11 protein-coding genes are annotated in these 13,243 nt (G+C 45.6%); 2 read left to right on the plus strand and 9 right to left on the minus strand.

Features of this window, described 5'->3' with window-relative positions; translation table 11 throughout:
- Window positions 1-24: 24 nt before the first annotated feature.
- The 8 genes from DWW90_RS00905 to rfbA form a co-directional block, all read right to left on the minus strand.
- Window positions 25-1,572 carry an acyl-CoA carboxylase subunit beta gene (locus tag DWW90_RS00905; protein ID WP_115500527.1) on the minus strand — a complete coding sequence of 516 codons (1,548 nt, stop codon included), beginning with the start codon at window positions 1,570-1,572 and terminating at the stop codon, window positions 25-27.
- Between the two features lie 25 nt (window positions 1,573-1,597).
- Window positions 1,598-2,155, minus strand: coding sequence for a peptide deformylase (gene def / locus DWW90_RS00910; RefSeq protein ID WP_115500528.1), 558 nt, complete (start codon window positions 2,153-2,155; stop codon window positions 1,598-1,600).
- A 3-nt stretch (window positions 2,156-2,158) separates the two neighbouring features.
- The gene (gene ruvX, locus DWW90_RS00915) at window positions 2,159-2,581 is read right to left on the minus strand and encodes a Holliday junction resolvase RuvX (RefSeq protein ID WP_167451702.1); all 423 of its coding nucleotides are present in this window, start codon (window positions 2,579-2,581) and stop codon (window positions 2,159-2,161) included.
- A gap of 68 nt (window positions 2,582-2,649) precedes the next feature.
- Window positions 2,650-4,047, minus strand: a complete 1,398-nt coding sequence (locus tag DWW90_RS00920; RefSeq protein ID WP_115500530.1) for an undecaprenyl-phosphate glucose phosphotransferase — start codon at window positions 4,045-4,047, stop codon at window positions 2,650-2,652.
- Window positions 4,048-4,147: 100 nt separating this feature from the next.
- Window positions 4,148-5,296, minus strand: coding sequence for an OmpA family protein (locus tag DWW90_RS00925; RefSeq protein ID WP_115500552.1), 1,149 nt, complete (start codon window positions 5,294-5,296; stop codon window positions 4,148-4,150).
- Between the two features lie 112 nt (window positions 5,297-5,408).
- A complete protein-coding gene (gene gmd, locus DWW90_RS00930) occupies window positions 5,409-6,560 on the minus strand; it encodes a GDP-mannose 4,6-dehydratase (RefSeq protein ID WP_122331925.1) in 1,152 nt (383 codons plus the stop codon).
- Between the two features lie 27 nt (window positions 6,561-6,587).
- Entirely contained in the window at window positions 6,588-7,658 is a 1,071-nt protein-coding gene (locus DWW90_RS00935) for a GDP-L-fucose synthase (protein WP_122343646.1), read from the minus strand.
- On the minus strand, window positions 7,651-8,535 hold the full coding sequence (gene rfbA, locus DWW90_RS00940) for a glucose-1-phosphate thymidylyltransferase RfbA (protein ID WP_122343647.1): 885 nt from the start codon (window positions 8,533-8,535) through the stop codon (window positions 7,651-7,653). Before rfbA ends, DWW90_RS00935 begins: the two co-directional genes overlap by 8 nt.
- A gap of 147 nt (window positions 8,536-8,682) precedes the next feature.
- On the opposite strand from rfbA, the gene DWW90_RS00945 reads away from it, so the two are divergent.
- Complete coding sequence (locus DWW90_RS00945; RefSeq protein WP_115500534.1) at window positions 8,683-9,279, plus strand: HdeD family acid-resistance protein; 597 nt, start codon at window positions 8,683-8,685, stop codon at window positions 9,277-9,279.
- A gap of 1 nt (window position 9,280) precedes the next feature.
- On the opposite strand, the gene DWW90_RS00950 is transcribed toward DWW90_RS00945, so the two are convergent.
- Entirely contained in the window at window positions 9,281-10,447 is a 1,167-nt protein-coding gene (locus DWW90_RS00950; protein ID WP_122343648.1) for a 6-bladed beta-propeller, read from the minus strand.
- 111 nt (window positions 10,448-10,558) lie between these two features.
- On the opposite strand from DWW90_RS00950, the gene DWW90_RS00955 reads away from it, so the two are divergent.
- The gene (locus tag DWW90_RS00955; RefSeq protein WP_122343649.1) at window positions 10,559-13,231 is read left to right on the plus strand and encodes a family 78 glycoside hydrolase catalytic domain; all 2,673 of its coding nucleotides are present in this window, start codon (window positions 10,559-10,561) and stop codon (window positions 13,229-13,231) included.
- Window positions 13,232-13,243 lie beyond the last annotated feature (12 nt).

Raw genomic sequence — 13,243 nt, forward strand, 5'->3', positions numbered from 1 at the left:
ATTCAAAAGTTTTAACAGAGTCAATTAGAACGGAGGCAATCCGTGCTTCTTAGCCGGTCTGTATTCCTCTTTTAATATAGAAAGTTTAAGTGCATGGAGCAACAGCGAGCGTGTTTCTTTCGGCTCGATAACCGAATCGACAAAGCCTTTGGATGCTGCCACATACGGATTAGCGAACTTCTCGATATATTCTTTTACCTTTTCCTGGCGCATTGCGTTCTGGTCTTCTGCTTCCATGATCTCCTTACGGAAGATAATGTTGGCAGCACCTTCCGGTCCCATAACAGCGATTTCGGCACTCGGCCATGCGAACATGAAGTCTGCACCCAGATGGCGGGAGTTCATAGCGATGTAACCGCCACCGTAAGCCTTACGCAGGATAACCGTGATCTTGGGAACAGTCGCTTCGGAATAAGCATACAACACCTTCGCACCGTGACGGATCACGCCGGCATGCTCCTGGTCTACGCCCGGCAGGTAACCCGGCATATCTTCCAGCGTAATAATAGGAATATTGAAAGAGTCGCAGAAGCGGATAAAACGTGCAGCCTTATCAGCGCTGTCACAATCCAACACACCGGCCAAAACCATCGGCTGGTTGGCTACGAAACCGACTGTCTCGCCTGCCATACGACCGAAACCGATCACAATGTTGGCAGCCCACAGCTCCTGAACTTCCAGGAAGTCGGAATCATCCACGATACATTTAATTACGTCGCGTACGTCATACGGCTGTTTCGGATCTGCCGGAACCACCTCTTCGATGTTCAACATCGCTGTCGGTTCTTTCGGCTCGATCGCCTTAGCCTGCTGTTGGTTATTCCAAGGGATGAAGCTGACCAGACGTTTAACCTGTTCAAAACATTCCTGCTCGCTCTGTGCATAGAAATGAGCGTTACCGGTTGTTTCGGCATGTACACGCGCACCGCCCAGGTCTTCCATTGAGATGTCTTCGCCCAACACGGTCTTGATTACATTCGGACCGGTGATGAACATTTTGGAGATATTTTCAACTACAAACACGAAGTCTGTCAATGCAGGCGAGTAAACAGCACCACCGGCACACGGTCCGAGAATCAGAGAAATCTGCGGAATCACACCGGAAGCAATTGTATTGCGATAGAAGATTTCACCATAACCGGCCAATGCACCGACACCTTCCTGGATACGTGCACCCCCCGAGTCGTTAATACCAATAATCGGACATTTCATCTTCAGGGCATGATCCATAATCTTTGTAATCTTACGGGCATGCTGCAAACCCAGCGAACCACCGGCAACCGTAAAGTCCTGTGCATAGATACAAACCGGAGCACCGAAAATCGTACCTGTACCTGTAACAACACCATCACCTGGTAAATCCTTCTTTTCCATACCGAAATCACGGCCATCGTGTTTCACGAAAAGGTCATATTCGTGGAAAGAATTTTTGTCCAACAAGGATAGGATACGATCACGGGCAGTCAATTTGCCCATTGCAATCTGCTTTTCGATAGCAGCCTCGCCTCCACCCATCTCAACGACGGCTTTCTTCTCCCTGAGGGCCTGAATGTTTTTACTTAAATCTGTCATAACTTATTAGTTAATAGAATTCTTATTATTTGCCAACCGCCTTTGCTTTATAAGAGCAACGGGCTGTTCCTTTAATAATACTGTTTAATTTGCTTTTATTCAATTGCCGGCGGATTCCGGAAATATTGTCGATGAAGACATGGCCTTCCAGGTGCTCACATTCATGCTGCACCACACGGGCGGCAAAGCCTTCCACTACTTCATCGTGTTCTTTTAGGTCTTCGTCCAGATATTTCACACGCACTTTTGCCGAACGGGAGACTTTCTCGTGTACACCCGGCAAACTCAGACAGCCTTCTTCCAGTGAGATTTCCTCTTCACTGCGCTCTATAAAAACGGGATTAATCATGGCGCGCTTGAAACCTTTGCATTCCGGACAATCATCCCCCATCACATCGGCGTCGATCACCAAAAGACGCAATGACAAGCCTACCTGGGGAGCAGCCAGGCCCACACCGTCGGCGTTGTACATGGTTTCAAACATATTGGCTACCAATTGTTTCAGATCCGGATAGTCCATCGGAACATCTTCAGCCTCTTTTCTCAACACAGGCTGTCCATATAAATATACTGGTAAAATCATAAACTATAACTGATATTTTTTATTTTCCAAATATGACTGCAGGATGATAACAGCACTGATTTCGTCCACCAATCCCTTATCCTGCCTTTTCTTTTTCTTTAATCCGCCGTCTAACATTGCCTTATGTGCTAAAACGGATGTAAACCGTTCATCGTAATATTCTACCGGAATATCGGGGATTACTCGTTTCAGATGTGTAACAAACGCCTCCACATATTTCATATTCTCGGATGGTTCGTTATTCATCTGTTTCGGAAGCCCGACAACAAACCGTTCCACTTGTTCATGCGAAACATAATCGGTAAGAAACTTTGCAAGTTCACCGCTTGGTACGGTTGTCAGTCCGTTTGCAATCATCTGCAACGTATCTGTAACTGCCAGTCCGGTACGCTTCCGGCCATAATCTATTGCTACAATCCTTCCCATCGGGCACAAAGATAGCATAAATTCGGCTTTTTATTACACATATATGTAAAAAGTGTGCAATTTAATACTTAGTAGGCATTCTTTTCGCCCTTGAACATATTGAGGACTGTCACCACTATAATCTTAAGATCCAGGAAGAAAGACCAGTTTTCAATATACCAGACATCACGCTTGACGCGGCCTTCCATTTGTTCTAAATTTTTCGTTTCACCTCTGTAGCCGGTCACCTGCGCCCAACCGGTCACGCCCGGCTTTACCAGATGGCGCACCATGTATTTATCGATCAGTGCCGAATATTGCTCGGTATGTTTCAGCATATGGGGACGTGGGCCTACAACCGACATTTCCCCCCGCAATACATTGATAAACTGGGGAAATTCATCCAGATTCGTCCGGCGAAGAAAATCGCCCACCCGTGTTTTGCGCGGATCATCTTTTACCGCCTGGAGAGAGTCGGCCTGGGGATTTACCCTCATGGTACGGAATTTATAGCATTTGAAATCCTGCCCGTACAAGCCTGTTCTCTTCTGCTTGAACAAAACCGGACCCGGAGAACTCATCTTAATCAAAATACCGATCACGATATACAAGATCGGATAAATCGTAATTAAGACAAGCAACGAGAATACAATATCGAATGTCCGTTTCAATGCCCGGTTATAGGCTGCCTGCAAAGGCTCGCGGCGAACCGTCAGCAAAGGAATCGATTCCAGCACCTCCATCACCAGACTCTTTTTCAGGTTTCGATAGAATTCCGGCACTATATAGAAACGGATCATATGTTTCTCCGCAAAGTTCAGCAAGCGTACGATCTTGGCATCATTCGTGCCCGGCAAAGTACAATAGATTTCATCCACTTCATTTTCCAGGACAAAGCTTTCCACTTCGTTCGTCATTCCCAGATAATTAGGCAACACTGATTTCAAAGACAAATTATCATCAAAGAAACCCAGGATATTGAAGCCATATGACAGGTCGTCCTTCATGACCCTATAAAGTTCCATACCGTTCTTTCCGGCTCCGACAATGACAATTTTCTTAAAATTGTATCCTTTACGGCGATACATCTTCAAGGTTACGCGTACAATTACGCGCCACAAAGAAAATATAACGACGGTGACCGCATAATAAACCAACAGAAAAGTAGCCAGTACATCGCCGATATTCAGAAAAATCAGGCAAGTAGCAAACAGGAATATCAGGATTGTAACCAACAGGAATGCCCTTTGCACAATTTTGTCGATGAAAACGACAGCCATATGTAACTGCAAAGGGACAAAATAAAGGGAAAAGAAGTAACAGAAATTCAACAAGAGCACCACCTCGCGCAAGCTTCCGGTGATAACAGATGTATATAAATTACCCAATCCATAGTAGACAATAAAGAAAAGAACATTCAGAACGATTAAATCCCCAACGCCTATCAACCATTGAATAAGGTAACCATGTTTTTTATTTAACTCCATAACAACGCTCTAAAATCATGCAAAAATAAGCATTATTTCCGAGCAAAAAAAAGGCCGCACACGATAATGTGCAGCCTTTTCGGATATAATTCAAAATTAATTAATCATTTGCAGACATAATAACCACACGGTTCCAGTTGTTTTCGCTGTACGGCTGAACATCAGAACCCTTCCATTCGATTGTAATCTGGTTAGAAGAGATACCGTATTTTTCGATCAGCTCTTTCGCAACGGCTCTTGCACGTTTTTCAGAAAGCTGCAAGTTATAAGAACCAGTACCTGTTTTCTTATCAGCATAACCGATAACCTTGATAGGCACATTGTTGTCTTTCATAAACTGTGCAGTATTGAAGATGCTAACCTGCTGGTTCTTGTCGATCTTAGCGCTATTCAGGCGGAAGTACACTACATTGTCTACATAGTTGTTAACAACGTTAGTTACAACTTCTTCACATTCAGGACAAGAAACCGGACGTTTGCTCAACTCGTCGTTTTCAGCACGCAATTTGTTGATCTGGCCGTTCAGGTCGTTCAACAGAGCGTAATCCATCGGTTCCATTACTTCGAAATCAGTTTTACCCAGTTTGAAAGTCAAACCTGCACTCAACTGTCCGATACCGTCAGTCAGGTGATACATGGAAACACGGTTGAATTCTTCGTTCAGCAAAGAACCCTGAACTTCAACATTCAAATCAACACGTTTGCTCAAACGGAATGCAGTCAGGATACCGAAGTTAACCGTCGGAGATTCAGTTCTGGAAATGCCTCTGTTATCATCAGAGTTTTTGAAACGCTGTGCATAACCAAGACCGACCCAAGGAATCAAACGGAATACTTTCTTTTCGTTATAAGGAGCCCAGAAATTTGTTACATCCCACAACAAATCAGCATGAGCAGCTGCATATTTATTGTGCTGCATAAATGTAGCACCTGTATTTTCAAAACCGTGCAATACACCACCATTCAATTGGAGACGCAATGCCAAATACGGATTGAACCATTTACCAACAGAGAACTGAGGTGCAAAATTCAAACGATTCTTGAAATCGGCTTCATTATTCTGGTCACCAAATAACACGCTTGCACCGCCTGCAATAGAAATAAACCAGTTGTCGCCGGCTTTGTTCTTCTTGAAGTTCGTTTTATAGCCTGCTTCATTACTAAATCCAACCTGCGGTTTGAATTCCTGTGCAGAAACAGAAAATACAAAACCACACAACAACGCCAATAGTAATACTTTCGTTTTCATATTTATCAACATTTTAATTAAACAATCAATTACCTATAAATCTTGCTCAAATATAGTGCAAAACTAATTCTTTTTCTTAAATATAACAAATAAAACATATAAAAGTTCCATCCTACTCGAAATAATTCAAGATTTTATAACCACCTTCTTTCAGATAAGATTCTTTCTTCATTAATTTAATATCGCTCTGCATCATATCTTTAACTAAAGCAGACAAATCATACTTCGGCTCCCATCCCAAACGTGTTCGTGCCTTAGTTGCATCTCCGATCAACAAGTCAACCTCTGTCGGACGAAAATATTGGGGGTCTACACCTACAACTTCGGCTCCAATCCGTTTCCTGAAATTATCAAGATAAGATTCACCTACTTTCTCAATAAACACTTTTTCGTCAATATAGTTTAATAAAGCGACCTCATTAACATCATTTCCTTTGAAAATTATGTCGACACCGATTTCAGCGAAGGCCATTTTCAGAAAATCGCGGATAGTAGTCGTTATACCCGTTGCTATTACATAGTCCGAAGGCTCGTCCTGTTGCAGGATGGCATGCATGGCACGGACATAGTCTTTCGCGTGTCCCCAGTCACGCTTGGACGAGAGATTTCCCATATAAACTTTCTGCTGCATTCCCAAAGCAATGCGGGAAACAGCCCGGGTTACCTTACGGGTCACAAACGTTTCGCCTCTCAAAGGTGATTCATGGTTGAACAGGATTCCGTTTGACGCATGCATCTTGTAAGCCTCACGATAGTTCACCGTTATCCAGTAACCGTATAATTTAGCAACGGCATACGGGCTCCTCGGATAAAAAGGAGTCGTTTCTTTCTGCGGAACTTCCTGTACCAGGCCATAAAGTTCGGAAGTTGAAGCCTGATAAATGCGCGTCTTAGGAATCAAATTCAGCAGACGCACAGCTTCAAGAATGCGCAAAACACCCAGGCCGTCGGCATTAGCCGTATATTCGGGAGTATCGAAACTCACTTTCACATGACTCATTGCTGCCAGATTATAAATTTCATCCGGTTGCGTCTCTCCGATGATACGGGTCAGGTTCAAACTGTCGGTCAGGTCACCATAATGTAAAATCAGATTACGGTTCTCCACATGCGGATCCTGATAAAGATGATCGATACGATCCGTATTAAACATGGATGAACGGCGCTTGATACCATGTACCGTATAGCCTTTCTTTACCAAATACTCAGCTAAATAGGCACCATCCTGCCCTGTTATTCCCGTTATTAAAGCAACTTTGCCCATCTTATCTTTATTTTCAATTTTTAATTCTCAATTTTCAACGTACCAATTATAAAGACGTTCGACGCCTTCATCGATCTCTATCGTATGATGCCAACCCAAAGCATGCAGCTTCGTGACATCCGTCAGTTTGCGCATCGTCCCGTCCGGTTTGGCCGCATTAAACACGATATCACCGGAGAAACCGACCTTTTCACGAATCAGGAAAGCGACTTCACGAATAGACAGTTCCTTTCCCGTACCTATATTAATATGCGTATTCCGGATATCTCCGGAAACAGGACGGACATCGGCAAAGTCGACTTTCTCCATCACATAGACGGAAGCATCCGCCATTTCTTCGCTCCAAAGAAATTCACGGAGCGGCTTACCCGTCCCCCACAGTTCCACCTTTCCGGGATAAATACCGTATTTGGCAAGAACGTCCAGCATCTCCTGTTCAGTCGCACATCCCGATACATTTTCCACCGGACGCGCATCCAAATCCTTTCGGATGACAGTCCAATTATTTTCGGACAGGCATTTCCCCAGATGTATTTTACGGATCATGGCAGGAAGCACATGCGAAGTTTCCAGATTGAAATTATCATTCGGACCATACAGGTTCGTGGGCATCACCGCAATATAGTTTGTCCCGTATTGCAGGTTATAGCTTTCACACATCTTGATTCCGGCAATCTTGGCAATCGCATACGGCTCATTCGTATATTCGAGCGGCGAAGTCAGCAAACAATCTTCCGGCATAGGCTGTGGGGCATTTCCCGGATAAATACAAGTGCTGCCTAAAAAGAGCAATTTCTTTACATCATTAATATAGGAAGCATGAATCACATTATTCTGAATCATCAGGTTCTGGTAAATAAAATCCGCACGGTAGCGGCTGTTTGCCATGATCCCTCCTACATGGGCCGCCGAAAGGAATACATATTCCGGCTTTTCGACTGCGAAGAAATCAGTCGCCGCCTGCTGATCCGTCAAATCCAGTTCCGCATGCGTACGAAGGACAAAGTTCGTATAGCCTTTTGCCTTCAGATTCTTCAAAATGGCAGAGCCGACCAATCCCCGATGGCCTGCCACAAAGATTTTGCTATCTTTATTCATTGTTCCCTTTTATCAAGTTCAACAGATATTGCCCATACTGATTCTTCAGCATCGGAGCGGCAACCCGCTTCAACCGTTCAGCATCGATCCAGCCATTCCGGAATGCAACTTCTTCCAGGCAAGCGACTTTCAAACCTTGCCGCTTTTCGATCACTTCCACAAACGTAGAGGCCTCGGAAAGAGAATCATGTGTACCGGTATCGAGCCAAGCAAATCCCCGTCCCAACAATTGAACTTTCAATTCTCCGTCTTTCAGGAATTCCTGGTTGACTGTCGTGATCTCCAGTTCCCCGCGGGCAGAAGGCTTTATTTGCTTAGCGACCTCCACAACCTTGTTCGGGTAAAAATAGAGTCCGACCACCGCATAATTCGATTTCGGGCAAGCCGGTTTTTCTTCAATACTCAACACGTTGCCCGCCTCGTCGAATTCGGCCACGCCATAGCGTTCCGGATCGTTGACGTAGTAACCGAAGACTGTTGCTTTTTGTTCGCCTTCCGCATTGCGGACGGCCTCTTTTAACATAGCCGTAAAGCTCTGTCCATAAAAGATATTGTCGCCCAAGACCAGGCAAACGGAGTCATTTCCAATAAACTCCTCTCCGATCAAAAAAGCTTGTGCCAATCCGTCCGGTGAAGGTTGTTCGGCATACTCAAAACGAACGCCGAAATCGGAACCGTCTCCTAATAAACGACGGAAACCGGGAAGATCCTGCGGAGTGGAAATCACCAATATCTCACGTATGCCGGCCAGCATCAACACGGATACCGGATAATAAATCATCGGCTTATCGTAAATAGGCAACAACTGTTTCGAGACTCCTTTGGTGATCGGATAAAGACGTGTACCAGATCCTCCGGCTAAAACAATACCTTTCATATCAATATCTTAATTATATAGATGTACAAATTATATAACGGAGGGCAAATGTATTAAAAATAATTCACTTTACGGGCCCGGCGGAACTTTTCTTTCCAAAGGCTTGTTACAAATGTACATTTCAAAATAATATAAAACGAATTTGTTATGAAGACATTTATTGACACAATTAATTTCGGAGTAAAAAACTGGTGGGTCTCACTATTATTGGGCCTGCTCTATATCCTGATCGCAATCTGCCTGATGTTCACGCCACTGGCCAGTTATATTGCATTGAGTGTCCTGTTTAGCGTTTCCATGTTCGTCAGCGGCACACTGGAAATACTCTTTGCCATCACCAATAAGAAAAATATATCCAGCTGGGGATGGTATCTGGCAAGCGGTATTATCGACTTGATCTTAGGTATTTACCTGATGGCAAACGTCGGTCTGAGTATGGCCGTGCTTCCTTTCATCATTGCTTTCTGGCTGATGTTCCGGGGATTCGCTTCGACCGGTTACGCAATGGACCTGAAGCGTTACGGCACACGTAACTGGGGCTGGTATATGGCCTTTGGCGTCCTGGCAATCCTGTGCAGCATCGGCATCATCTGGCAACCAGGATTGGGCGCCCTATCACTCGTTTACATGATCGCTTATACGTTGCTGATCATCGGTATTTTCCGCGTCATGCTCTCCTTCGAACTAAAGAGCCTGCACAAACGCAAAAAAGAATATTTAGAAGCACAAGATGCCGAAGAATAGTTTATCGGCCAGATTTCACGGTCACTAAGAAAATCACCGGATTGCTATCTTCCGTAAGGTTATCGAGAACTTTGTCCCATTCAGCCTTACGGGACGGCAAACGGGGATTGTCAATTTCAAAATCCTTCCGGTGCTCCACCAAATAACCGGCATTCAAAGCATTCACAATCGTTCCTTCCGGACTGACCTGGAACGGGAAGATAATCAGGGACGGCCCTCCTGTCAGGTCATTTGTAAAACCGGCTTTTCCGTTTTTATCCACTGCATTCACAAATGAATGTTCCCCTTTGTCAAACACTCCCTGATAACTATTCTTTTCGTTTGTATAAGAGACCAATAAATAGTTATCCGTCTCAAAGACATTTTGAATCTGGATTCCTTTCATCCGGTTCCGCGGATCGATCTCCGCATTCTTTTTTCCATAATCGGCTTTCAGAAAACCACGGTCGAGAACATAAACAGGCACTTTCTTTTTAGGAGACTGAATCTGGTATATTTCATCCTGGAAAGAGCCTTTAAAGCAGACTTGCCCATTATACCTGTAAAAGAAATCGAACGACGACAAGTTAAGCGCCCCCCGTAACTTTTTATCTACCGGAGAAGCGATTTTCCCGATTATCTTTCCTTTCTGCAAATCGACTGTATAAAGCTGGTCTGCCTGATTCTCAGTCGTATAATTATAAGAATCGTTCGCATAAACCAACTGGGTATCGTTCAACAGGCAACAAGCCCCCACATTGTGGTTGTCCGCGGGCAACGTACGGAGGAAATTCCCTTCATAGTCATATTCGAGCATCGTTTTAAACTGCAACACATAAACCCGTTTCGTTGCCGGATTGACTGTGTACCGAAGTGAATTTGTATATTCTCCCGGCCCCTGTCCCTTACTTCCGATCTTATTCAGAAATTTGCCGGTCTTTCCATCAAAACGATACAACAGGTCCGACGATACAAAAATCTGGCCATCCGCATACTGGATATAGCAGTCGCCTCCCAACAGGCAATCGTCTGTTGTTTCCAACGGAACAAAACGGATATCGGAAGCTATCTCACTTAAGTTGATTGTTTTCTCATTTTGAAGATTCTCTTTTACCGGAATAACGGTTTGACCATCCACTTCCGACGCGAGAAACAAAACCATAAAGAAAAGGAAGACTGACTTTTTCATGATACTATAGATTTAGTTAACTGCAAATATATAGATATTTAATCTATCTCAATCTAATAACAAACTAAATTCTTATTTTTGTGTGAATTTCAACTTTTAAATCCATTTGTCATGAAGATCCTCTGGATGCTATTCATCTGTTTGCTTCCACTTAAAGGAATCGCGGAAAGCAGTATGCGTATATATGACCTGCAATGCGAATACCAATCCGACCCGTTAGGCATCGACACGGAAACTCCGCGTTTCAGCTGGAAGCTGTCTGATGCAGCACAAACCAAGGGGCAAAGACAAACAGCTTATCAACTTCTGGTATCCGGCAGTCCTTCCCTGCTCGAACAAAACCAGGGGGACATTTGGGATAGCGGACCCGTTACTTCCGACCAGTCCGTTCTTATCGCTTATAAAGGGAAAAAGCTTATCTCCAACCAGGTTTATTATTGGAAAGTCCGGGTATTCGACAAAGACAACAAAGCGACAGCCTGGAGTCCGGCAGCCCGTTTCTCGATGGGCTTGCTCTCCCCTTCCGACTGGAAAGGCTGCTGGATAAAACATCCGGATGCTTCCCCGGAACAGCACATCTGGTTCCGCAAAAGTTTCTCTTTGGAACAGTCGGCGGAGAATGCCTTCCTGCATATTGCCTCAATGGGCTACCACGAGCTCTATGTCAACGGCCGGAAAGTCGATGACCGCGTTCTGGCACCGGCCCTCTCCCGGTTGGACAAACGGGTATTATATGTCACTTACGACATCGCCAAACTACTAAAAGCCGGCAAAAACACAATCGCCATTTGGCAGGGACCTGGCTGGGCGCGTTACAACTATTTCGCAAACAACATACATCCGGCCCTGCGGGCACAAACGGATATCCGGACAAAAGCCGGAAACAGCCTTTCCATCCAAACGGATAACAGTTGGAAATGCGCTGTCAGTTCAAGCAGCAACACCGGCAAATACCAGTATTTCGACATGGGCGGCGAATGTGTGGACGCACGAAAACATCAGGCAGACTGGAATATACCCTCTTTCGACGACAACCGGTGGCAGGCGGCGCAGGAAACATCCCTGAATGTCACCTTATCTTCCCAGATGATGGAACCGAGCCGTATCATCGAAACACTGCCCGCCCGGAAAATAACCGATACGGTCCCCGGCATCTACAAGATCGATATGGGAAAAAACTTCACGGGATGGCTGGATATCAAGATGAACGGGATGTCAGCCGGAGATACAGTTGTAATTACAGTTGCCGACGATCCGGAAACCATACAGGATTTCGGTCAACGCAATCTCTATATCTGCAAAGGAGAGCCGGACGAATCCTTCCGCAACCGCTTTAACTTCATCGCCGGACGTTACATCAACATACAGGGCATGAAACAGCAGCCCAAGCTGTCGGACATCAAAGGATACGTCATTGCGACCGATCTGCAACGGAGCGGATATTTCACCTGTTCCGACGACCTGTTCAACCGGATTTACGAAACAGACCTGTGGACCTACCGCATGTGCACGACCGAAGGGTACACCTCGGACTGTCCGCACCGCGAAAGGCTGGGATATGGCGAAGTCGCCTTTGCCACAGCCTGGGGGATCGGGTTGCCCAACTACCGCTCCGCCGCCTATTTGGCCAAACATGTGCGCGACTGGACGGATGTACAGGAATGGACCGGCTGGATACATCATACCGTCCCGCAGATAAACGAGCATTACGGCGGTCCGATGTGGAGCAGTGCGGGATTGAACATCAGCTGGGAATATTATTTGACTTACGGAGACAAACGCATCTTGGAATCCATATACGGTCCGGCCAAACAATGGCTCGAATATCTGTACCAAAACAGTGCGTGGGGCCTGCTCGAAGCGTATGCCGGAGGAGGCAAATTCTTAGGCGACTGGGCCGCGCCGAAGCAAAGGAAAGAATTCGGGGGCACACCTGAATCATTCTTTTTCAACAACTGTGTCTACGCCATGAACCTGGAAACCGTTGCACAGATAGCCGATTTACTGGAGAAACCGGACGACGCAGCTCTCTACCGGAAAAGGCTGAATGCGCTCAGGAAAAAGATACAAAAACAATTCTACGACACGGAAACAGGTCTGTACATGGAAGGCAACCAGGTCCAGACCGCTTTCCCGTTATGGAGAAAGATCACGCCGGACAGCCTGTCTGCATCCGTACTCGCCCATTTCGAAGAAGAATTCACCCATAACCATCCCTACCTGAATATGGGCAGTTCCGGACTTCCCGTCCTGCTGAAGTTCCTGACCGAAGAACAGGATTTTAACGAAGCCATGGCCGGACATCTCTCCAGCACAGACGAGCCCAGCTACGGTTACTTCCTGAAACGCGGTGAAACAACCTGGCCGGAATACTGGAATGTCGATGTGCCGAGCCGCATACATACCTGCTATACGGGTATCGCCTCCTGGTTTATCAAAAGCGTAGGCGGCATCCGTCCCGATCCCTCCCATCCGGGATACCAACAGTTTATCATCAAGCCTTCACCCATCCGGCAACTGACATTCGCACGGACAGAGACAGAGTCCCTCTACGGCACGATCAAAAGTGACTGGAAAAAGAAAGACCATTTACTGGAACTTGCCATATCGATCCCCGTCAACACGAAAGCGACAGTCTACCTGCCCGCTACCTCCGCTGATAAGGTCCGGGAGAACGGTAAACCGCTTTCCGAAGCGGAAGGCATCAAGACATTAGGTGAGGCAGGAAAAAAACTGTTGATAGAGGTCGAATCCGGTAACTATACGTTCACTATGCCTTATTAAAATAAATCCAAA

It is taken from the genome of Parabacteroides sp. AF17-28 (assembly GCF_003479205.1).
Taxonomy (GTDB): domain Bacteria; phylum Bacteroidota; class Bacteroidia; order Bacteroidales; family Tannerellaceae; genus Parabacteroides; species Parabacteroides acidifaciens.